Source organism: Corynebacterium riegelii (genome assembly GCF_016728505.1).
Taxonomy (GTDB): domain Bacteria; phylum Actinomycetota; class Actinomycetes; order Mycobacteriales; family Mycobacteriaceae; genus Corynebacterium; species Corynebacterium riegelii.
In genome coordinates this window covers 1,638,946-1,661,362 of sequence record NZ_CP068159.1, presented here as the reverse complement: position 1 = coordinate 1,661,362, position 22,417 = coordinate 1,638,946, and the positions used below count along the sequence as shown (strand labels likewise).

Here is a 22,417-nt window from a genome sequence, read left to right as displayed (position 1 = left end):
TTACCTTGAGGAGCCCCTCCAGCCACCGGGTCAGAAACCAGGCCTCCAACTTCGGCGAGGACCATCAGTCGAGGAATTCCAGCGCCGCCGCCACCAACGCTTCTGCCCCGGTGCGCAGCGTCGGCTGCATTTGCGGCGCAAAGTGTGGACTATGGTTGGGCACGCTCACGCCCGCTTCTGCACCGCCGAGCACCCAGTAGCAGTAGGGCGCGCCGAACGCGTCGGCGATCACGGAGAAGTCTTCCGACGCCGTCAGCGGTTCACTTTCTCGCACCTGTTCACTACCGAAGGTTTCCTTGAATGCCCGAGCTACCCGGCTGGTGACTTCTTCATCGTTTTCGGTCAGCGGAAAACCCTGGTAGTAGGTGATGTCTGGCATCTTCGTTCCGCCTGACGCTTGAGTCTCTGAGATGGCAATGCGCTCGATCGCCTGCAGAATCTGCTCTCGAACCTGGTCGCTGTAGGCGCGAACGTTCAGCTGTAACGTGCAGCTTTCCGGAATAACATTAGGCTTTGAGCCGCCCGAGATAACGCCGACCGTGACAACCCCGAACTCGTGGGGATTTAGTTCTCGCGACACGATTCCCTGTAGGCGAGTAACAGCCGACGAGGCCATCAGGATCGGATCGACGCCAAGATGCGGCATGGAACCATGGGATCCAACGCCGTAAAATGTGATCTCCACATTGGTAGCAGTGGACATGAAAGGTCCTGAACGCAATGCAACGCTTCCAGTTGGAACGTCCCCACAAAAAACATGCTGACCAAGTACAACATCGGGTGGAGTGATCTTGGACGCCAACCCGTCGGCTACCATTGCAGCAGATCCCTCCCCTGTTTCTTCACCAGGTTGGAAAAGCAGATGTACTGTACCCCTCCAATCCTTGTGTCCGCTCTTCAATAGCCGTCCAGCTGCCAATAGCGAGGCAATGTGGACATCATGCCCACAAGCATGCATGACTGGAACTTTTTGTCCTTCCCTGTCCATTACCTCAACGGTTGACGCATAGGGAAGCCCCGTCTCTTCTTTCACAGGCAATGCGTCGTAATCGGCACGTAGTAGGACTGTGGGTCCCGCTCCCCGATCGATGGTCCCCACCACACCACCACCGATTTCGATCGGATCAATTCCCATGGCCTGCAGCTCCTCACAAACCCTGCGACGAGTTCGGTGTTCCTGCATACTCAGTTCTGGGTGTTGATGAAAATCAACATAAACGGCCTCCTGCCACTCTTGGATTGAATCGTATGTGAGAGTCTTTTCAGACATGGTTTTTTAACCCTCCAACTTGTTATATGCAACCTGTTTTTCACTTCAGGACAACTGTTTTCACGAAATAATCACAAAAGCGCGTTTGCAATAATCACCGATCCAAAGAATGTGCCCGTGAAGACTAGCAAGGAGATTAGGGCTAGTCGGAAACCAGACTTTCGGAATACCGAGATCTCCACCTTAGAAAGTGCAAGGCCCGAATAAGCCAGCGCGGGCGTAATCAGCGCTAGCATCTGCAATTTGTCAGTGGCCTCAATGAAAGCGTTGCTCCACGGCCAATACGGCAAAGCAATCAAAATCGCCACTATCGAAATCCAAGCAACGTTGGGAACGTTCAGTGGGACTAGCTTTGTAATGAAGATGCCAATCACACAGCAGATATAAAGAATCGTGATTCCGGGAAGCGCCTCCAGAGGACTAACTCCACTGTTCACCCAGTTGACGATGAGTACGAGAAGCGACATCACTGCTACCAGACCCAATGTCTGAATCAGGGTCGGCTTCTCCTGCTCGTCTACAAGGTTAAATTCTGCGTCATCAAACTGCACCGCCGACGGCCCTCTCTTCGAAGGCGCCCGGAGCTTCGAAAGTGCATTAAACAAAACGTTAGCCAGCGGCAAGGCTATAAAAGCAGAAACAAAGAGACCGGTTGCGTACGTAAGCAGGTTACTCGAAGCGGCAAATGCGGAAATCGATTCCGATTGCTCGGGCAATGCTTCAGCTAGAGCGGTCGAACAAGCGCCCATCATGCGGGCCCGACCCCCGAAAAGTAGACACCATCAATGGTGAAATTACGGGGCTTACTTTAGCACATGGTTATGCGGCGAGGGCTTCGTACTCTGTGGGGGTGAGGTACTTGCACCAGGAGTGCCTTCGGCTGGTGTTGTAGCGCACGCACCATGCGAAGACTGCTCGCCGGCAGACAAGCTGGTTGGCAAAGACTTTCTCGTCTTTGAGTACCTCTCGTTTCAGCGTGGCGTTAAACGACTCCGCAAGCGAATTATCGGCACTGGTGCCAACTTCACCCATTGACTGGGTGAGGTTGAGCCTGCGGCAGGTGGCCTGAAACTGCGACGAGGTATAGACACTTCCGTGGTCCGAATGAAAGATCGCTCCAGCAAGATCACCGCGGGTTCGGTGCGCATGCTCAAGCGCTTCCTCGACGAGTTCGGTGCGCATGTGCTCGGCGATGGCAAAGCCAACGAGCATCCTGGAGTAGCAGTCAATCACCGTAGCTAAATACATATTCGACCCGTCTGCAATCGGCAGATAGGTGATATCGCCCACCAGTACCTTATTTGCAGCTGGTGCCGTGAAATCCCGCTTGACTAGGTCGGCAAACACTACGCGACCGGCCCCACGTCGGGTTGTGGTGACCTTGCGTTTTTTGGTGTAGCCACGTAGCCGAAGCTTTTTCATAATCCGGGCGACGCGCTTATGGTTGACTGGGCCATTGTCGTTGTAGGCGTCGTTATAGGTCAGTTCTGCGGCGATGCGTTTCGCGCCGTAGAGCTGGTTTTTCTCCTCGAAGACTGCCGTGATCTTCGCACCCAAAATGCCATCATCGACTAGTCGGCGTTGCCGTTGGGGTTTGCTGTTTCTCCATTTGTAATAGGAGCTGCGATTAAGCCCAAGGACAGTACACATCCGCTTGACCGAGTAATCGGTGCGGTGGTCATCAACAAACTGGAAGCGGATCACCAGTTTGTCTCTTCCATAAAATATTTGGCCGCCTTGCGCAAGATATCGCGTTCTTCTTTCAGCTGAGCGATTTCGCGCTGCAATTGGCGTATCTGTTCTGCATCTGTGAGCTGCTTGGCGCGATTGGCACGTACATCCGCTGAACTCTTGGTCTTTGCGCCGGTGCCGTACTTGTCAACCCACGAGCGAAGCGTGGTGCGGTTGATCCCTAAGTCTGCGGCTGCGGCATTGAACGAGATGTGTGGATCGTTCTCGTACATCGCGACCGCGTCGCGCTTGAACTGATCCGAATAAACCTTCCTAGGCATGGAGGCAGGCTACCTTTCCCCGACCCAACACGGTCGGAATCAGGGGTGTCTACCAAACAGGGGTCAGGTCCTGCTGCCTGAACCCACACCACATGCCATGGCAATCGCTCGGTAGTCAAATACGTCCCACGAAGCCACAAGCCCTGCGATAAGGGAAAAGAAGACACCGCCAAACACAGTACCCATAACGTAAATCCCCATAACACCAATGCCTTCAGGGGATTTGAGACCGTAGCGGTCTGCAACAAGTGCAATATTTGGTTCACGCGCAACCGAATGCGTAGCGCCGACCAGCTCTCGCCCCATCCCAAAGATCAATACGCCAACCGGCATTGCAAGAAGCAGCGTCGCTACATTGCCTAATTCTTGAAGTACAAGAGCCGGACCGGCAGCAATAATCTCATCAATCTGCGGACCGATAGCGATAGCAAATTTCGCCATGAACGGCATAAGGCATATAAGGATCCAGTGTGTAGCAACTCGAGGAGAGTCGGACCTAACAGCTTTGCCTAGGGTCCGAGAAATATTCGGGTTGAAGAATAAAGAAAAAACGAATGCATAAAGCAGAGGCAGGAAGATTAGCGTTCCAATCGGCGTCGGAATTTTAATAATTCCGATTAATTCCGCCAGACAAGCAAGCGCAATAACAAGTGCGTGAAGACGCCAATCTAGGTAGTAAGACCAAGATCTGGTTTGCTCTTTCACTTCCATCGTTTTCCTTTCAGCATGCTCCTACGTTCCCGGATTCCAGTCATTTCCAGAACCACCGAACCACCTCTAGTGGTCTGCGTTATACTCGCAACGTATTTGTAAGATACAACACATAAGGGTAGATTTGATGCACGTTGGAATCATCGGTCTCGGAAAAATGGGTTTTTCGATGGCTCAAAACCTTTTGGACAAGGGACAGCACGTGACCGGGTTCGACATTTCAAGCGAGGCCCGAAAGCTAGCCCAAGAATCTGGCGTTCCCGTAGCGGAAAACCTAGAGGCACTCGTCAAAGCCCAGCCCGACTGGGTTGTTTTGTCGCTACCAAAAGCGGAGCATGTTGAGGAAGTTTGCTTGGGCCCCGCGAGCCTGCGCAGCCTGGGTCTACAAGCTAATGCAGTGATCGATATGTCTACTTCTGTCCCCGAGGCAAGCAGGCGGGTTGCTTCGGGTCTGCAAGACATAAATGTCGCTTTCGCTGACGCTCCTGTCTCCGGCGGGCCATCGGGTGCTCGTGAAGGCACCATGATCAGCCTGGTTGGTTGTGCTGAAGATACTTACAGGGACCTAACACCCCTGTTGGACATCATGACCTCTCGTCACATGTGGCTTGGTGATGTTGGATCAGGAAATGTAGCTAAGCTTTGCAATAATCTTTTGGTCGGCTTGAATCTAATAGCTGTCTCTGAAGCCGTGAATATCGCCACCTCCGAGGGGCTCAGTCCTGAAGCGTTAATCCAAGCTCTCAACCTTGGTTCAGGAAGAAGTGCTGTCAGCGAGATTAACTTCCCTCGCTGGATCCTCGATCAATCTTATGATTCCGGTTTTACAGCCGGCTTGATGCGGAAGGATCTTCAACTCGTTGAAGAGCTAGTGGGACAGGGGGTTGCGGACCACCCCCTCTCCAAGCTAGCTCTGAGCATTTGGCACGAATCTCAGAACGACCTACCAGATCAGAGAGATTTCAACGAAATTGTAAGAACCACTGCTGGCTCACCTTTCTCGGAAATCGAACCTAACTAGGAGTTGCACCAGACATCATGATGGATTCAAAGATTCTAGAACTTGCACAAAAGATCGACCCGAGTTTCACAGGGGTAGCAAGTTACATAGGCGGCGAGTGGGTTTTTGGCGATGGAGATGACATTAGCGTCTTCTTTGCTTCCGATGAAACCGAGATGCTTCGCTACAAAGATGCCTCTCCTTCCATCCGCAATACGGTCAAAGAGATCACCACAACCGCCCAGTCCGAATGGATGAGTGTTACCGCAGCTCAGCGCGGACTTACGATGCATCGGATCGCCGATCATATGGAAGACTACCTGGAGGATCTCGCGCTTCTTGAATCTCTCAGCGCCAACAAGCCCATTCGCGATAGTCTAGGGGAAGTCAAAAAGGTCATTGAGATGTTCCGCTACTACAGCGGTTGGTGCGACAAGATCCACGGTGACGTCATCGACGTGCCGACAACTCACCTTAATTACACGAAGTATCAACCCTTAGGAACAGTTCTTCAGATCACACCTTGGAATGCCCCAATATTTACTGCAGGTTGGCAGATCGCCCCAGCGATTGCTGCTGGCAACGCAGTGATCCTGAAGCCAAGCGAACTCACTCCGTTAAGCTCACTTCTACTAGCAGTAATCGCTGAACGAGCGGGGCTTCCTAAGGGGCTCGTTAACGTCATTGCTGGATATGGTCACACCATCGGGAGTAGCCTGATAGACGCGACGCTTGTGCGGAAGATCGTTTTCGTCGGTTCAGTTCCCACTGGTCGTAAAATCGCTGCAGCAGCTGCGACAGAGGGCCTCCCCTGTGTCCTGGAGCTTGGTGGCAAATCCGCCAATATCGTCTTTTCCGATGCTGACTATGAAAAAGCGTTGGTCGGAGCTCAGGCAGCAATATTCGCAAATACAGGCCAAAGCTGCGTAGCTGGCTCCCGGCTTCTAATTCAGCAAGAGATCTACGACAGCTTCGTATCTGATCTCGCACGGTCTGCACAAAAACTCAAAGTCGGACCGCCTACAGACGAGAAGACGGAAATTGCACCGGTTCATAATCGTAAGCAGTTTGATCGCATCTGCGAGATTGTAACCAGTGCGATTCGCTCGGGAATTAACACTCCGGACGGAAGGACGTCGCTTGATTCGGACCGCACGGGTCTTTACGTGGAACCTATTATCCTAATGGGTTCAAACAGCGACGAGTGCGCTCAGGAAGAGATATTTGGTCCCGTCGTAGTAGCAATACCTTTTGATACGGAGGAAGACGCGATTCGTATCGCTAACGACAGTAAGTTCGGGTTGGCTGGTGCCGTATGGACACGGGACGTCGGCAGGGCACATCGAGTAGCCGAAAAGCTCCAAGCGGGAACCGTTTGGATTAATGGCTATAAGACTATTCATGTAAGCAGTCCATTCGGCGGCGTGAAAGACAGTGGTTACGGCAGGTCATCAGGCTTAGATGCGCTCAAGGCTTACAGCGACGTGAAGAGTGTTTGGGTCGAAACTGCTGAAGCGCCTCTAGTGAATTTCGGTTACGGAACTCAGGAAAGCCGGTAAGGGGCAGTTATCCAGGCAAACTGGATCTCTCAAACTCCCCTGAAAGGGCTTTCAAGGGTTCACTTTTGCCTGTCTCTGGGCGCTATGACCCCATAAAAGCACAAACCCCGCCCGAGCAGACCAGCCAAACTGGTCCGCAAGGGCGGGATTACACGCTTAAGCGCTGGTTCAGCGCTAGGCACAAGCGTTAGTCGCGGTCGCGGCCTCCGCGGAAGCCTCCACGGCCGCCACGATCATCACGGTCACGGTCCCAACCACCACGACCACCGCGGCGATCATCACGATCAAAACGGTCACGGTCACGGCGACCACCGCGGTCACGGCGATCATCACGGTCACGGTCCCAGCCGCCACGGTTGCGGTCGCGGCCATAGCCACGGCCACCGCGGTCATCACGGTCCCAGCCGCCACGGCCACGACCACCGTAACCACCACGGTCACGCGGCGGCGCACCGTGGTCACGCTGGATGTTGATCAGCTGGCCGGAGATACGCGTATCCGTCAGACGGTCAAGCACGGCATTGTCTAGGTTCTTCGGCAGCTCCACCAGGGTGAAGTCACCACCAATGGTGATGCGGCCGAAATCCTTGGAGCTCAAGCCACCCTCGTTTGCCAGGGCGCCAACGATGGCACCTGGGCGCACGTGCTGGCGCTTGCCCACGTCAAGACGGTAGGTGTCAAAGTTCTCGCTGTCGTTGGCAAAGCGACCACGTCCACCGCGGCGATCATCACGATCGAAGCGGTCACGGTCACGACGCCCGCCACGGTCACGGCGATCATCACGGTCAAAACGATCACGGTCGCGGCGGTCGCGCTTGTCGCGCGGCGGCTCCTTCATCAAGAACTCATCGCCCGCCTGTGCCTGGGTAGCCAGGGCTGCAGCGATGTCATCCATCGGAATGTTGTTCACTGCGGAGTACTCGCGGACCATGGTCTTGAACACCTGCAGGTCAGAGGCCTCCAGGGACTCCGTGATGGAGTCCATGAACTTGGTCTTGCGGCTCTCGTTGACCTCATCCACCGTCGGCAAATCCATCTCTTCGATTGTTGCGTTGGTCACACGCTCAATGGAGCGCAGCATGCGGCGCTCACGCGGGGTGACAAACAGGATTGCCTCACCGGTACGTCCCGCGCGGCCGGTGCGGCCGATGCGGTGGACGTAAGACTCAGTGTCGTTCGGGATGTCGTAGTTGAGCACGTGCGAGATGCGCTCCACATCCAGGCCACGGGCGGCAACGTCGGTGGCCACGAGGATGTCCAAGCGACCGTCGCGAAGCTGATCAACCGTGCGCTCACGCTGCTGCTGAGGAATGTCACCGTTGATAGCTGCGGCGGAGAACCCGCGGGCGCGCAGCTTCTCGGCCAGCTCCTCGGTTTCGTTCTTGGTGCGAACGAATACGATCATCGCCTCAAACTCGGTCACCTCAAGGATGCGGGTGATCGCGTCAAGCTTGTTGCGGTGCGCGGTGAACAGGTAACGCTGGGTGATGTTGGTGTTAGTGCGGGTTTCGCTCTTGACCGTCACCTCTACCGGATCGTCCAGGTACTGCTTGGAGATGCGGCGGATCGCGCCCGGCATCGTCGCGGAAAACAGTGCAACCTGCTTGCTGTCCGGGGTGTCTTCCAGGATGCGCTCAACGTCTTCCTGGAAGCCCATGTTCAGCATCTCATCGGCCTCATCCAGCACCAGGAAGCGCAGGTTGGAAATGTCCAGCGAGCCCTTCTCCAGGTGGTCGATCACACGGCCCGGGGTACCCACGATCACCTGGGCGCCACGACGCAGACCGGACAGCTGAATGCCGTAGGCCTGGCCGCCGTAGATCGGCAGGATCTGGATGCCGCCAAGGTGGTCGGCGAAAGATTGGAAGGAGTCCGACACCTGCAGTGCCAGCTCACGCGTCGGCGCAAGCACCAGTGCCTGCGGGTGGCGCTGCTTCGGGTCAATCTGGCTCAGCACCGGCAGCGCGAACGCTGCGGTCTTACCGGTACCCGTCTGCGCGAGGCCGACAACGTCGCGGCCTTCCATCAGGTGTGGAATAGTCTGCGCCTGGATTGGAGAGGGCTGCTCGAAGCCAACGCGCTTAACCGCGTCCACAACGTCTTCCGGCAGGCCCAAGTTTTCAAACCCGTTCTCCGGCTTTTCAGTCTCAGTCTCTTCAGAAGCCTCAGGCTCTTGCACAAGTTCGTGGGGCTCGACCCCGACTACGTCTGCAAGGCTCAAAATCTGCTCAGTCTCATTAGTTTCGGCATTGGCTGCGGTCTCCGCAGCGCCGGTATCCTCAGAAACTCCCGCATCCCTGGTGTCCTCACGTGCAGCATCGGCTGCGACATCCTGCGGGTTTTCCTGATTTTCCGACATGTTTACATCCGGCTCATTCTCGCCGCCGGTGGCGTTTTCGGAAATGCTCATTGCTTGCATACCTTAACTCACGGACGCGTTACTCTGCTATTTGTGAAACGTTGTACCGTCCCCCTGCTCGCTGCCACCCTTCTGCTCGCTGGGTGCGTGCCCAGTGCCCTGCGTAACGACGCCGCGTCGACTCCCCCTCCCACCTTCGTCCCCATCGAAGACGTTCAGGCGCCGGACGAAGAGATAACCGCAGCTCAAGAGGATGACGGGTACGTAGATGTTGACCCGGAGCTGTTTGCTAACGGGTATGGCGCTGTGGTGGGTGGCAACTCTGGTGTTGCCGGCTGCTTTGTCAAAGACGAATCGTTGGACCCGGACTACCCGGGCCAGTTACTCACGTCGTGTCAGGTGATGTTTCGCTATCCCCTGCCCGAGATGCAGTTCAACGGCGGGTGGCCAGATGCAACGTATTCAAACGTGTTTGACTTTGACTATGACTTGGGCGAGTTCCAGGCTGGTCACTCCCCCGGCTCGCAGGGATTCGCTTCCCCACCACCGGGGCTTGAACCTGGCCAGCGCGTAACCATTTATGGCACCACGTTTACGCACCTGCACAACGGTGGTTTTCGTGTGGAGCGTGACGGCCAGGGCGTGGAGGTGCACAACTCCGTGATCCAGTTTGATGATGACCCAGAAGATCGCATCGCCCAATCCAAAGAACCCGTGGATGTTGGCACGCAGTGCGGGGTGTTGCACGCGCCGTCTGGGGATGCTTTAGCAGTCATAGCCGTAGAAGACGGCACCAACTGTGACACCGCCATGGATGTGATGGAGGGCTACCGCTTGGCGTTGCACTTTGGTGAGACTGAAGGCCAGGCAGCATTTTGGACTTCCCCTGAGGGTTGGGGGTGTACCGGCCGCTACTTCTACGAGGGCGAGGAGTACATCGGTGCAAACGGCAAACTCAGCTGCGGTGACAGCAGCCCGAGTGGTGAGCCGGCCTCAGTAGGCAACGGCGAAGTTGTGGCTGTGCCGTTTGATGAGATCCACCGGCTGCCGTAACGGCACATACCTGCACGTGAGTGCCGTAGCATCGCAGCCATGAAGTTTCACGTTTCCCGGCGCGCTCTTGCCACGCTTGCCTGCGCCACCCTTACGGTCCTTAGTGCCACCGCCTGCACCGGCGCAGACTCCACCGACCAGGCGCAACAAAACGAGCTGGCTGAGCCAACGCTGAGCGCGGCACCGGTAGACCAGCCGGACGCTACCGAGCAGCCGGAAGAAACAACCGAGTCCGCCCCAGCGCTGACCGAGCGCAACCCGGAAGACTTCGTGGTTGATGGTGCATACAAGCACATGTACGCGATTGTTTTCGGTGACACGTTTAACCGCTGCGTGGTCAAGCCGGCGGAGTATTTTGGCTGCAACGCCGAGTTCACAGGCACGTTGCCGCCGAATGAAACTGACGTGGAGCTCAACGAGGGGCCGGCGGACTACATTTCCTTCCGCGACGGCGAGGGTTTTGAAACCACCAAGGTGTTGGGCACGGATGGTCCGACCCACTACGAAACACTCAACCCCAATGAGCGGGTCACGCTTGGTGAGTACACATTTACTCTCAACGCCGACGGCACCGCCCGCGGCGAGCGCGACGGCCACTGGTTCGAACTTACTTCTTCTGGCCAGTATTCCTCGCCCCGTTTCACGCCTTGAGAAATCCTCACAGCCACCTCACGTCTTGCTGTGGACAACCAAGGGTTAACCTTGGCACATGACCACGGCGCCGCAACGCTCCCCAGGCCGGGGGCTCACACATCGACATATTCACTTCATCGCACTTGGTAGTGCGATTGGCACGGGCCTGTTTTACGGCTCTGCTGGCGCGATCCAGGCGGCCGGCCCGTCTGTGCTGTTGGTGTATCTGCTTGGCGGCGCGGTGGTGTACTTCATGCTGCGCGCGCTTGGAGAGATGAGCGTGCGCCACCCGGTGCGCGGCTCTTTTGCCGTGTACTGCCGTGAGCACTTGGGCGGTTTGGGCGGCTACATCACGGGGTGGATGTTCGCCTTCGAGATGATGATTGTGTGTCTGGCGGATCTGACCGCCATCGGCATTTATATGAAGTTCTGGTTCCCGGATACACCCGCGTGGGTGTGGATTACGGTCACACTGCTCATCATCGGCGCGGCAAACCTGGCCAGTGTTCGCTGGTTCGGCGAGCTGGAGTTCGCTTTTACCCTGATCAAGGTTGCCGCCGTGGTGGCCATGATCGCGGGCGGCGCGGCCATCCTCGCTTTCGGTCTTGGTGAAAACCCGGCGATTACGGGTGTGGACAACCTTTGGAATGACGGCGGGTTTATGCCCAATGGCCCGCAGGGCATGATTGCAGCGTTTATCCTCGTGCTCTTCGCCTTCGGTGGCACGGAAATCATCGGTGTTGCTGGCACTGAGGCCGATGATCCGGACCGGTCCATTCCCAAGGCCGTCAACACGGTGCCTGCGCGTATTTTGCTCTTCTACGTGCTGGCCATCCTGATCATTTTGATGCTGAATCCGTGGCGCACCATCACGGGTGAAGAGTCCCCGTTTGTGCAGATCTTTGACACCCTCGGCGTCACCTGGGCGGCTGGTCTTCTCAACTTGGTGGTTGTCACCGCTGCGCTTTCTGCGATTAACGCGGACTTGTTTGGCACCGGCCGCGTGCTCACCGGCCTGGCTAAGGAGGGCCTCGCCCCGCGCGCAATGGCAAAGACGGTGCGCGACATCCCGGTGATGACCACCGTTTCCCTGTTGATCGTGCTTGTCATCGCCGTGGTGCTCAATAACATGTTCCCCAACGTGTTTGAAACCATCGCAGCCCTAGCCACCTTCGCCACTGTCTTTGTGTGGCTGATGATCCTGTTGGCGCAGGTTGCGTCCAGGCGCCACATGACACCCACCCAAGTCGAATCGCTACGATTCCCCGTTCCGTTCTGGCCCTACGGGCAGTACTTCTCAATCGCGTTTATCCTGTTCACCTTCGGCATTATGGTGTGGTTGCCGCAGTACCACCTGGCACTTGGTGTGGGTGTGGCGTTTCTGGGCATTATGTCGTTGTTGTATTTCGCAACTGGGCGTCCACAAGCAATGCTCTCACTGCCTACTGAAGCCAAATAGGGCCTAGACTAGGGAGCATGACTGCAACGAATGCATCACTTCCAGAACATGTCACTCCCGGCAACAAGATCGTGCTCATCGGCGCAGGTGCTGTTGGTATCGCGTACGCCTACGCGGTGCTCAACCAGGGCTTGACTGATCACCTGGCAATCATTGATCTTGATCAGGACTTAACCTGGGCGCAGGTTGAGGACCTGGCTCACTCCGTGCCGTTTAGCGGCAACAACATCAAGGTCACTGTTGGCACCTACGAAGACTGCGAGGATGCCGCGCTCATTGTGAACTGTGCTGGCGTAGCGCAGCGCGAGGGCGAAACCCGCCTGGACCTGGTGGCCCGCAACGTGAAGATCTTTGAGTCCATCAACAAGTCCATCATGGACAACGGCTTCAACGGCATCTACCTGGTGGCTACCAACCCGGTGGATGTGCTGACCTACGTCACGTGGAAGCAGACCGGTTTGCCGTCGAATCAAGTCATTGGTTCCGGCACGGTGCTGGATACGGCTCGTTGGCGCCACAACCTGGGCAAGTTCTTCGACCTGGCGCCGAGTGCGGTGCACAACTACATCATTGGTGAGCACGGCGATTCGGAGCTTCCGGTAATTTCCACCGGCACGGTTGCTGGTGTCCCGCTGCACGCGATGCTGGAGAAGGAAGCGGCGACCAACCCGGGTATCTACGACGAGATTGATGAGATGTTTGTCAAGACCCGCGACGCGGCCTACGACATCATCAAGCGCAAGGGCAACACCTCTTTCGGCATTGGTTCCGCGCTGGCTCGTATCACCCGCGCCATCTTGCGTAATGAGGACGTCGCCCTTCCGGTTTCCGCCCTGCTGCAGGGTGAGTACGCGCAGCGCGACATCTACATTGGCACCCCGACCATCCTGAACCGTGACGGTGTGCGCAATGTGGTGGAGCTTCGCCTCTCTGAAGACGAGTTTGCCAAGTTCGACGCCTCCGCCAAGACGCTGCGCGAGGTTGTCGAGTCCACCGGGTTGACCGACTAAGGGGCTTTTGCTTATCGACGCCACGTTGCCCCCTATACTGCCCCCATGCGCATCACAACGCCGCTAGCAATCCTGGCGGAGCGCAACCCTGAGGACTTCAACAACCCAGAACAGTTCTCAGATAATCCGATGGCTCAGTCCCAAACCGTGTGGTTTGAGGAGGGCGGCAACGCGTGCGCGATGTACACGGCGATTTTCCCTGCTTTGTCCACACCGCGGCTGGTTACGGCTTCGTTGTCGTGGATTCCTCTCTAGACACGCTGCTGCAAGACACGGCCATACTCGCGCCGGGCGAAAAAGTGTCTTTCGGCGAGTTCGATTTGTTCCACTTTGCAGACGGCACGATTCGCGTCGAGGGACCAGACAACCTGCGTGTAGCCAACTCAAAGTATGCGGATGCACGCTACTGGCTGGAGCTTGCTCCGAACGGGCAGTATTCTTCCCACCGTTTTGACCCGGCGAATCCCCCGGCCCCGATCACTGATCCTGCCTCACATTTCGCGCCTTACGTTGAGCCTGGGATGACCTACTGCAACTACTTCCGGGCCAAGAGCGGCACGTATGTGGTTTCTGCGTCTGATCCAGACGATTGTCACCCCGCCCCAAACGTTATCCAAAGCTTCGTCTACGAAGACCATGAAGAAACCGCAACCTACGTCGGCCGACCAGAAACCTGGTACTGCCTCAACGGCGAGCACGGCATTGTCTGCAACCACGGAACACGAGACCACGTCGCGGGACAGTTCATACCGGATGAGCAGTAGCTACGACCCAAATTAGAACATACATTTGCGTCATTGATTGATGTGTGGACTGCCTAGGCTAGATTGATTTAAGGTTCATAGCATCAGAAACTGGAGGACAAATGGAGCAACGGTTCACCTCGCTAGAGATCTGCGCCGGCGCTGGAGGTCAGGCACTTGGCTTGGAGCGCGCAGGCTTTACCCACCAAGCGATGGTTGAAATCGATGACTGGGCTGTAAAAACCCTCCACGCCAATCGTGAGCAATTGGGCGGCGATACCGTGGAGATTCTCCATGAAGACGTTCATGATTTGGACGGCACGAAGTGGCGCGGTCAGATTGATCTATTCGCTGGCGGAGTCCCTTGCCCTCCATTTTCCATCGCAGGTAAACAACTCGGTTCGGATGACGAACGCGACCTGTTTCCCCAAGCGTTGCGCCTGATTGACGAGATCCAACCGAATGCAGTGATGCTGGAGAACGTTAAAGGCTTGTCTCAGAAGCGGTTCGACAACTACCGAACACAGATCATCGACCAGTTAGATGACCTTGGATACACCACCTTTTGGGATCTTTTCCAGGCCGCGGATTTTGGTGTGCCCCAGCTGCGCCCACGTTTCATCCTTGTCGCTTTGCGCAATGAACTCGCCCACCACTTCCGTTGGCCAGAGCCTTTAGATCACCGCGTGAGCGTTGGCGAGGCATTAGGCGAGATGATGGGTGCAGCAGGTTGGCCGGGTGCTGAAGATTGGGCGAAGCAGGCCACTTCTGTCGCCCCAACACTCGTAGGCGGCTCCAAGAAGCATGGCGGACCAGATGTCGGCCCCACCCGCGCCCGTGAAGCCTGGAAACTGATGGGGGTCCGAGGATCCTCTATCGCCGACGAAGCGCCAGGTCCAGATTTCCCTGTCGGCGACCCAGACAACATGCCACGCCTGACGGTCCCAATGGGCGGAGTGCTACAGGGGTTCCCACACGACTGGCAATGGCAAGGAGGGAAAACGGCGCAATGGAGGCAAGTTGGCAACGCTTTCCCGCCACCAGTTGCAGAAGCAATCGGCCAATCAATACGTGCTGCGCTCAGCGAAGGGTTGGCGGCTGCACCACAGATTCGGGTCTCGTAGGTTGAGCGATGATCAACGATCCAATCGCACAAGAGTTAGCTGAGTTTTTTCGATCCAGAATTGCGGATGGCGAAGAAATGGGGCGTGTCTTTCGACAAACCTTCGATCAGGCCTACGATGGCCAACACACCGGTCGGTTTCGACCATCAGATTTAAGCAAAACCGAACTCGCCCACATTGGTTCCTTGTTGGAGATCAATATCCGACGTACGTTCGACAGCTTTATATCCGACGGCGATCACATGGATTACAAAATCCTCGGACACGAGGTGGACTGTAAATACTCCAAGGCACCGTACGGTTGGATGATCCCTGATGAAGCAATGGGACATGTCGCCATGCTCTGCCACGCTAGTGAAGAGGCAGCCCTCTTTAGAGTTGGCTTTCTCCGAATAACGCCTGAAGTGCTAAATACTGGAGCTAACCGGGACCGTAAGCGCACCCTCAACAAACTTGGTCGAGATTCGATTGCATGGGCTTGGATGGAGCATCATTACCCCAAGAACATTCTCCTCATGCTGGAACCTTCGTCTCTCGAACTCATTATGGGACAGTCGAGTGGGCAGGCTCGCTTGGACAATCTCTTCCGTCTCGTACAGCAGGAGCTCATTCCCCGAGGTGTGGTGTACACCGTCGCACAACAGAAGGACCCCATGAAGCGGATTCGCTATAACGGCGGGTCCCGCTCGAATCTCCAACCTGAAGGAATACTCATCCTCGGAGATTACAAACGCCACCAGCGGATCGCGCTCGCACTCAACCTTCCTGTCTGCCGCGAAGGCGACAGTCTCTCAGTGCGTGTACACCCCGCTGAGCTAGGTTTCTCCGGACATACAATCACAATTGGCGACCAGCGCTGGCGAATTGCAACCCCGAACGATCCAGTGGTGCCTGCCCCACGTATCCCCATGGAGTGACAAGAACGACATAAAGCAAGCAACGAATGAATGCGACAGCGCGTGCACAGAATTAGCCCTCCCACTGCAGCTTTTTCAACCCGTGATGCTCGGCCCACACCACCTGGACTGCGGTTGCCCCGGAGGCAGTTGTGACAGTGCGGATATACGGACTCACAAAATCAGACTACTGATTACCCCCGCCACTACCCGCTTAGTGCCGAACTTTCCACCACCACAACCCCAAACCCACAGGCCACAATGTCAAGAGTGATTTTCATCACCTGCCATTGAGCCAAGTCAGGACCTGCCAAAACTCACCGTTGTATATATTGTATATAAAGTATAAATTCCCGGCGGTGTATAACAAATATATTCTCTATATAGAGTATAAAGTCCACGGCAGGCAGACGATCGGAGCTTCATGAACCCCTTCACTCCCACATTCGGTGTCTCTCCGTCAGTGGTGCTCGGAAGAGAGTCCGTGGTCACGCGCTTCTCCCGAAGTTTAGACGGCAGCGTTGGTGATCCGCGTCGCATCCTCTTGATCTCTGGGCCCAGGGGCATCGGCAAGACCATTACTCTGAACGAGTTGGAAGATGCTGCTGCACAACACGGTTGGATGGTCATCCGCGCTCACCCTTACGACTTGATCGGTCCACTCGTGAACACAATCGTTCCCGAAGCCATTCAAAAAGTCAGCCAGCAAGACAATGGTGGCCGACGCATCACAGGAATCAGTGTCGCGGGAATTGGATCCATTTCAACTGAGCAACGGAACACTCCCCAACCAGTACCATCCCTCATTTCTGTCCTTAACCAATTGTGCGATGTTGTCGGCGATCGCTCCGGTGTTTTGATCACGCTGGATGAGGTGCAAAGCGCCGACCCTAACGAACTGTGGGAACTTTCATCGGCCATCCAAGACTTGCGTCGGGATAACCGCCACATCGCCTTTGCAGCAGCCGGATTGCCCGATGGGATCAACTCATTGCTCAAACATCCGGGCACTACTTTTCTGCGGCGAGCTCAGCATGTAAGCCTTGCCCCGATGACCCCGCAAGAAACTATTGAGATCCTGACGTCCACAGCAGGCGAAGTAAATATCACCCTCAACAGCGACACTCTCGACAAGGCTGCTGCTCTAACTCGCGGCTACCCCTTCCTTATTCAGCTTCTAGGATTCCACCTGGTTGAGGAAGTACGCTCCGCCAACCGCAGCATCATCGAGCCATTCGATGTAGATGCAGTGACAGAAACCGTTCTAGATACCCTTGGCCAGCTAGTACACGGACCAGCACTCCTCGGGGTCCCACGCTCGCAAACCGACTATCTCACCGCCATGGCTGAAATTCAGGAGGACTCCTCGCCAGTTTCAACCGGCCAAATCGCTGAGCTTCTAGGCAAACGACCTCAAGACCTCACCGTCGTGCGCCAGCTACTTATAGAGCGCGAGCTGCTATACAGCCCACGGCGCGGATACCTGAACTTTGTTATTCCGCACATGGCTCATCACCTGCTCAACAGCGGCACCCGAGACACCGGGTGGGACTAGGCGCGAAGGACTAGGCGCGGAGCCACAGCTCCTGGAGTGTGGCATAGTCCCCCACCTCGGCGGCGAAGGTTTCGTCGTGGCAGGTCATGATTACGGCTTGTCCGTTGGTCAGCGCGTCGGCGATGAGCCGGTGGGCAATGCTGCGGCAGGTGTTGTCTAGGCCCACGTCGGGCTCATCAAGCAACACCAACTGCCGATCCTGGGCAAACACCTGGGAAAGTTGCGCTAGTCGCAGGTGCGCTGCCGGCAGGTCCAGCGGATGCTCCTCCGGGTCCAGAGTCACACCCAGATCCGCTAGCCGGTCGAGCGCGTCGGCGCTGTTGATAAAGCCTGCCGTGGTGACCTCGGCGATCTGGTCTGCTGCGCGTTGCAGGGCTAACGACACGGTTACGCCATGGGTGTTGGCAATGCCGGGGTTGTCGTCGAGCCCTGCGAATGCGCGCAACAGCGTCGTCTTACCGGCACCGTTTGCGCCGCGCAGCCACACCACTTCCCCAGGCCGTGGCGCGAGTGCCACCGGACCCGCGGTAAACACTGGCGTGGTGTCTGCGCGAAACTGCCACCACTTGCGGGGACGCTGGCCACGGGTCGCGGCCACCTCCCCCAGTTCCAACTCCGGCAGACCAGCAGGCACCACTAGCTCAGGGAGGGTTATGGGGGTGGGGGCGGTTGGGGGGTTTAACGTGGCGTCGATAAGCAAAAAATGCCCCTGCCCACGGGAGGTGAGCACGACGATGCGCGAGGGCAGGCTGTCTAACAGCGATTGGATACGCGCGGCGGAATCCCGGTCAAGGCCCGCGAACGGATCGTCCAGCACGAGGATCTCGGGCTCAATGATGGCAACACACGCAATGGCCAGGCGGCGCGTCTGCCCACCGGAAAGCTTCGCGGGGTTGCGCTCCGCAAGCTCGGTGAGATCCGCACGCGCGAGCATGTCGTTGACACGGCGGGTCATCTCCTCGCGCGGGACGCCGCGCTGCTCCAGGCCAATGGCTACCTCTTCGGCAACGGTGTCGCGCAGAAACGTCAGGTGCGCGATCGGGTCCTGGCCAACAACGGCGGCGTTGGGCCAGGTGTCATGAATCTGGTTGGCAAGGGTGCTTAGGCCCGAGCCGGACGCGCCGGTAACAACCACCTGCTTCTGCGTGGAAAGCGCGTTCTCAAGTGGGGTTAGATCCATATCGCCACCCCCAAACACACCACGGGGGCCGCGATGCGAACGATGCGCTGCAGCGTGGAATCATGCACCGGCCTTAAGACCGTGCGGGGGCCAGCAATGCCGTAGCCTGCGGTTTCAAGCGCGCGGCCGCGGTGGGCGCTGAGTGTGAGCAGTTCTGAAAGCACCGGCATGATCACATGCGGCACCACAGTTTTGGCGGTGATGGGCCTTGCTTGAAGACGGTTCGCGTCACGCACCGCACGCACCCGCGCACTTGCCTGCGGAATGAGCTGGAGTGTGGCGCCCGCGATGTAGGACAGGCGGTTGCCGCCGCGGCGCACCTGCAGCACCTTGGCCAGGTCGGGCACGCGAATGAAGACGCCTGCGGAGAGGATGCAGGCCATGAGGGCGGAGAATCGCAACGCAAGCACGCCTGCGACGGCGAGGCCGTCTTTTGTGATTAACGGTGCGATACGTTCCTGGCCGTAGGGAGCGTGGATCAGCACCATCGACAACGCCACCGGCACCGCCAACGCGGCGACAGCGGCGATAAGCGCGAAGTTTCGCGTCTTGAACGTGCCCACGATGAGCGCTATCGCGAGTACCGCTGCCGAAACGATGGGACGGTTCAACCCCATGACCAAAATCCAGCCGGAAGCGCCCAAAGAAAGCGCGGTCAAGGGGTTCAACATGGTTTAGACCTGCGGGGTTGGCTGGGTCTGCTCGGTCTGCTTTGCCACGCCCGGCGCGAACGCGCTCACCGTGCGCTTTGGCAGTGCTTTGACGGTGAAGAACGCGATCAGCATGACCAGGACCTTATCCACCGGGTCAGAGATAAACGCCTGGGTGGTTACAGATGCGATCAGGGACGCGCCCATCTCACGGAACAGGCTGACCATGGCGCCGGTACCAACGCCGGCGGTACCGCCGTAAACAAACGCTGCAACTGGAGCGGCAACCATGCCACCGATCACGCCGAGCACAAGGCCGTAGACCACAACGAGGCCGATGTTTTTAAACGCGTTGAGGTTGTGAATGAACACGCCAGCCAGGTAGCCGATCAGCGCAGCACCTGCTGCGAACGGCAGGGCTGCCGGGTTCAGTAGACCCCACACCACGTTGTTCAGGGCACCCGTGGTCATGCCGGCGACCGGGCCTGCCAAGGCCGCGACCAGCACAGTGCCGATGGTGTCCATGTACAGCGGCAGACCGATCGAGCCTACGATCTCCCCCACCACGGAGTTGATGATCATGGCGATTGGGATCAGGCCCAGCGTGCGGGCTGGCAGCACCGGGACGGTGGCAATGAGCAGCAGGATCGTGCCCACGCCGTAGCCTACGAGTGTGATTACACCCTGGGTGGAACCGGTGACGGTGTCCCAGTCGGTAGGTCGGATTAACACCAGGTAGAGCCAGGTTGCTGCGATGATGACAGCACCGGCGATTACAAGCGCGCGTCGCGCTGGTGTCCAGGTGGCGGTGTGTGACATTGATGGGCCTTCCAAAGATGTTGCGAGAGCATAAGAGCGCTCGGCAAAACGAGAAACAGGAACCTCCCCTGCTATGCCTATGTCACCTCGGCCGCAGTGGAATCGCTGGGGAAGTTTAGCAGCTTTTTGCTTGAGTTAATGCGTGGGCTAATCCTCGGCCTTGAGGTGATAGCTCGCGGCGAGTGTGGGATCGCCTGCGCTAAACGCTGCGTGCACGCGGCAGGATTGCTCGAACTCTGCCCACGCTGCGTCGATGTCGCTGCTGGTGAGGACCGCTGCGTTGGGTGCGTGCTCGAATATGCCCTTGATATCGGCCGATACCGCCCCGCGCATCAGCTCCGAGTCCGCCTCTACCTGCAGGTAGGCAGGTTCGGTGGTGGCCGGTACGCGATCTAAAGCAACCAGCACGGTGAGCAGGTCATGGATCTGGGCGCCGTAGCCCTCCCCCACGTCCTGGTGGAACTCAAAGTAGAACCGGACGATCTCCTTGAGATTCTGCGCGATGGGTTGCGTGCCGAGGAGCTTCACGATTGCTTCAAGACGCTCCGGGGCAAGCCACATCTGCTCCGTGACGTTGAGCGGGCACAGCGTGATCGGGGTGTGCGCCAGACGGAAGACCTCGTTGGCTGCGTGCGGGTCCACCCAGAAGTTCCACTCCGCATTCGGCGTGGTGTTGCCCGGGTAGTTCACTGACCCGCCCATCACCGTGATGTGCTTCAGACGCGCAAAGTGCGCGGGATGCTGGTGGGCGAACACTGCCAGGTTGGTCATAGGGCCTGTCACAATCAGGTGCAAGTCATCCGTGCCGCGCTCAATGGCATCGATCCACAGCTCCTGCCAGTCTTTCTCCACGTGACGCTTTGGTGCTTCGACATAGCCAAGGCCGGTCTCGCCGTGGGTCTCCGGGGTTGTGGTCAGCGGCCACTCCAGCGGCGACTCACACCCCGCGGCAATCGGGATGGTGCGCAGCCCACACTGCGCCAACACAAAGGCCGCGTTTTGGGCGCACTGGGCGGCTGATACGTTTCCCGCGGACGTCGTCACGCAATCAAGCTCTAACTGCCCCGCATGGTTTGCTGCAGACAGGTAGATGAGTGCGAACGTGTCATCAATACCCGGGTCACAATCCAAAATTACGCGCTGCACGGCTTAGTCTCCTTCCCCAGCACAAGATAAACCACCAGCGTGGCGCCAAAGAGCACCCCGCACACGCCAAACGCCGCGCTAAACCCGAACGCCTGGGCGACAGCACCCAACAACACGGGCGCAAGAATCTGTCCAGCATCCTGCGCCATCTGGAAGGTGGAAAGCACCTTGCCGCCGGAGCGATCATTACCAATCACATCGGCCAAGGACGCCTGGATCGCCGGGCTCATCAACCCACTGCCCACACCCGCCAGGACGGAAAGGATCATCAACGGCCAGAAACTGGTGGCAAAGCCCAGCGCCGCAGTAAACACGCCTGCGGTAATCATGCCGGCGATGATCATGGGGCGCCTACCCACAACGTCTGCAAGCCGGCCAGAGAACTGCAAGGTCACCGCGGTGCCAAACGCAAATGCGGTCAGCGCAAGGCCAGACGCCGCCGCACCGTGGGTGAACACAGAAGCAGCGAACAGTGGCAACACGGCCACGCGCGCACCGAAGTTCACAAACCCGTTAGCAAAACCACTAGCCAGAAGCGCGCGATACGTCGGCGTGGCCCACGCTGCACCAAGCTGCATCGCGGGCTTCGGCTTAGGCAGCACAGCGTTCGAATTCGGCTTATTCGTAAGCACCCACACCAACAGCGCCGCCAAGCCCACCCCGATGCCGTACACCGCGAACGGGACACGGAAACCCAAAAACGACAATGCCGCGCCAATGATGGGGCCGAAGATATTGCCCAGCAAAAAGGCGGTGGCGTACAACGCGTTGGCACGCCCGCGGATCTGCGGATGGGTTACGCGAACAATGAGCGCCTGCGCAGACAGCGTGAACATGGTTGAACCGAAGCCCGCGATAAAGCGCAACGCCATGATCTGCCAGTACGCCTGCGCGAAAGCGACGAAGAAGGTCGCGGCCGCAACGATGCTTAAACCCGTGAGGTACACCGGGCGCGATCCGAGCTTGTCCACCAGCACGCCAGCACCGGGCGCGCCAAGCAGGCGCGCAAGGGCAAACACCGAAATCACAGCGCCTGCTGCGGCCATGGAGACGCCGAAGCTCGCCGCAAATTGCGGCAGCACTGGGGCTATGAAGCCGTAGCCCAGAGCAATGATGAACGCGGCAGCAACTAACACCCAGATTGTTCGCGGGATCTTTGGTGCCGGTTGCGCCGGATGAGGAATAACTTGATTCATGTTAGCGACTAGCCTAGCCCGAAATGTTCATCCACCTCAAAG

The 22,417-nt window shown here is 57.5% G+C and carries 22 protein-coding genes; 11 read left to right on the top strand and 11 right to left on the bottom strand.

The window, feature by feature from the left end; genetic code table 11:
• Positions 1–64: 64 nt before the first annotated feature.
• From I6I71_RS07850 to I6I71_RS07835, 5 genes are all read right to left on the bottom strand, one after another.
• Positions 65–1,270 (bottom strand): amidohydrolase, encoded by a 1,206-nt coding sequence (locus I6I71_RS07850; RefSeq protein ID WP_201820104.1) that lies wholly within the window; start codon positions 1,268–1,270, stop codon positions 65–67.
• A 71-nt stretch (positions 1,271–1,341) separates the two neighbouring features.
• On the bottom strand, positions 1,342–2,022 hold the full coding sequence (locus I6I71_RS07845) for a DUF3100 domain-containing protein (protein ID WP_201820095.1): 681 nt from the start codon (positions 2,020–2,022) through the stop codon (positions 1,342–1,344).
• Positions 2,023–2,089: 67 nt separating this feature from the next.
• Entirely contained in the window at positions 2,090–2,998 is a 909-nt protein-coding gene (locus tag I6I71_RS07840) for an IS3 family transposase (RefSeq protein WP_236587445.1), read from the bottom strand.
• Positions 2,971–3,282: a transposase gene (locus I6I71_RS12085; RefSeq protein ID WP_236587282.1), complete on the bottom strand. Its 312-nt coding sequence runs from the start codon at positions 3,280–3,282 to the stop codon at positions 2,971–2,973. The genes I6I71_RS07840 and I6I71_RS12085 overlap by 28 nt, the downstream gene beginning before the upstream one ends.
• 63 nt (positions 3,283–3,345) lie before the next feature.
• Positions 3,346–3,993, bottom strand: a complete 648-nt coding sequence (locus tag I6I71_RS07835; protein ID WP_201820092.1) for a DUF3100 domain-containing protein — start codon at positions 3,991–3,993, stop codon at positions 3,346–3,348.
• Between the two features lie 94 nt (positions 3,994–4,087).
• Between I6I71_RS07835 and I6I71_RS07830 the strand changes: the two genes are divergently transcribed.
• Together I6I71_RS07830 and I6I71_RS07825 are read left to right on the top strand one after the other, a co-directional pair.
• Positions 4,088–5,014: an NAD(P)-dependent oxidoreductase gene (locus I6I71_RS07830; RefSeq protein ID WP_330910991.1), complete on the top strand. Its 927-nt coding sequence runs from the start codon at positions 4,088–4,090 to the stop codon at positions 5,012–5,014.
• Between the two features lie 17 nt (positions 5,015–5,031).
• On the top strand, positions 5,032–6,552 hold the full coding sequence (locus tag I6I71_RS07825; RefSeq protein WP_201820086.1) for an aldehyde dehydrogenase family protein: 1,521 nt from the start codon (positions 5,032–5,034) through the stop codon (positions 6,550–6,552).
• 187 nt (positions 6,553–6,739) lie between these two features.
• On the opposite strand, the gene I6I71_RS07820 is transcribed toward I6I71_RS07825, so the two are convergent.
• A complete protein-coding gene (locus I6I71_RS07820) occupies positions 6,740–8,962 on the bottom strand; it encodes a DEAD/DEAH box helicase (protein ID WP_201820082.1) in 2,223 nt (740 codons plus the stop codon).
• A 42-nt stretch (positions 8,963–9,004) separates the two neighbouring features.
• Here I6I71_RS07820 and I6I71_RS07815 point away from each other — a divergent pair, with 42 nt between their 5' ends.
• The 9 genes from I6I71_RS07815 to I6I71_RS07775 all read left to right on the top strand — a co-directional run bounded on the left by I6I71_RS07815 (position 9,005) and on the right by I6I71_RS07775 (position 17,384).
• Entirely contained in the window at positions 9,005–9,964 is a 960-nt protein-coding gene (locus I6I71_RS07815) for a hypothetical protein (protein ID WP_201820080.1), read from the top strand.
• A 39-nt stretch (positions 9,965–10,003) separates the two neighbouring features.
• Positions 10,004–10,615: a hypothetical protein gene (locus tag I6I71_RS07810; protein WP_201820077.1), complete on the top strand. Its 612-nt coding sequence runs from the start codon at positions 10,004–10,006 to the stop codon at positions 10,613–10,615.
• Between the two features lie 58 nt (positions 10,616–10,673).
• Positions 10,674–12,056: an amino acid permease gene (locus I6I71_RS07805; RefSeq protein ID WP_201820074.1), complete on the top strand. Its 1,383-nt coding sequence runs from the start codon at positions 10,674–10,676 to the stop codon at positions 12,054–12,056.
• 17 nt (positions 12,057–12,073) lie between these two features.
• Entirely contained in the window at positions 12,074–13,066 is a 993-nt protein-coding gene (locus I6I71_RS07800) for an L-lactate dehydrogenase (protein ID WP_201820071.1), read from the top strand.
• Positions 13,067–13,111: 45 nt separating this feature from the next.
• Entirely contained in the window at positions 13,112–13,321 is a 210-nt protein-coding gene (locus I6I71_RS07795) for a hypothetical protein (RefSeq protein WP_201820060.1), read from the top strand.
• The gene (locus I6I71_RS07790) at positions 13,306–13,830 is read left to right on the top strand and encodes a hypothetical protein (protein ID WP_201820058.1); all 525 of its coding nucleotides are present in this window, start codon (positions 13,306–13,308) and stop codon (positions 13,828–13,830) included. The genes I6I71_RS07795 and I6I71_RS07790 overlap by 16 nt, the downstream gene beginning before the upstream one ends.
• A gap of 101 nt (positions 13,831–13,931) precedes the next feature.
• Positions 13,932–14,933 carry a DNA cytosine methyltransferase gene (locus tag I6I71_RS07785; protein WP_070495231.1) on the top strand — a complete coding sequence of 334 codons (1,002 nt, stop codon included), beginning with the start codon at positions 13,932–13,934 and terminating at the stop codon, positions 14,931–14,933.
• Positions 14,934–14,941: 8 nt separating this feature from the next.
• Positions 14,942–15,850: a NaeI family type II restriction endonuclease gene (locus I6I71_RS07780; RefSeq protein ID WP_201820056.1), complete on the top strand. Its 909-nt coding sequence runs from the start codon at positions 14,942–14,944 to the stop codon at positions 15,848–15,850.
• A gap of 403 nt (positions 15,851–16,253) precedes the next feature.
• Positions 16,254–17,384 (top strand): AAA family ATPase, encoded by a 1,131-nt coding sequence (locus I6I71_RS07775; protein ID WP_070462078.1) that lies wholly within the window; start codon positions 16,254–16,256, stop codon positions 17,382–17,384.
• 10 nt (positions 17,385–17,394) lie between these two features.
• Here I6I71_RS07775 and I6I71_RS07770 read toward each other — a convergent pair whose 3' ends face one another.
• The 5 genes from I6I71_RS07770 to I6I71_RS07750 all read right to left on the bottom strand — a co-directional run bounded on the left by I6I71_RS07770 (position 17,395) and on the right by I6I71_RS07750 (position 22,375).
• A complete protein-coding gene (locus tag I6I71_RS07770; RefSeq protein WP_201820054.1) occupies positions 17,395–18,564 on the bottom strand; it encodes an ATP-binding cassette domain-containing protein in 1,170 nt (389 codons plus the stop codon).
• Entirely contained in the window at positions 18,555–19,235 is a 681-nt protein-coding gene (locus I6I71_RS07765) for an energy-coupling factor transporter transmembrane component T family protein (RefSeq protein WP_236587281.1), read from the bottom strand. Before I6I71_RS07765 ends, I6I71_RS07770 begins: the two co-directional genes overlap by 10 nt.
• Before the next feature lie 3 nt (positions 19,236–19,238).
• On the bottom strand, positions 19,239–20,033 hold the full coding sequence (locus I6I71_RS07760; RefSeq protein WP_201820044.1) for an ECF transporter S component: 795 nt from the start codon (positions 20,031–20,033) through the stop codon (positions 19,239–19,241).
• 147 nt (positions 20,034–20,180) lie between these two features.
• Entirely contained in the window at positions 20,181–21,179 is a 999-nt protein-coding gene (locus tag I6I71_RS07755; protein ID WP_201820042.1) for a nucleoside hydrolase, read from the bottom strand.
• The gene (locus tag I6I71_RS07750; protein WP_201820040.1) at positions 21,167–22,375 is read right to left on the bottom strand and encodes an MFS transporter; all 1,209 of its coding nucleotides are present in this window, start codon (positions 22,373–22,375) and stop codon (positions 21,167–21,169) included. Before I6I71_RS07750 ends, I6I71_RS07755 begins: the two co-directional genes overlap by 13 nt.
• Positions 22,376–22,417 lie beyond the last annotated feature (42 nt).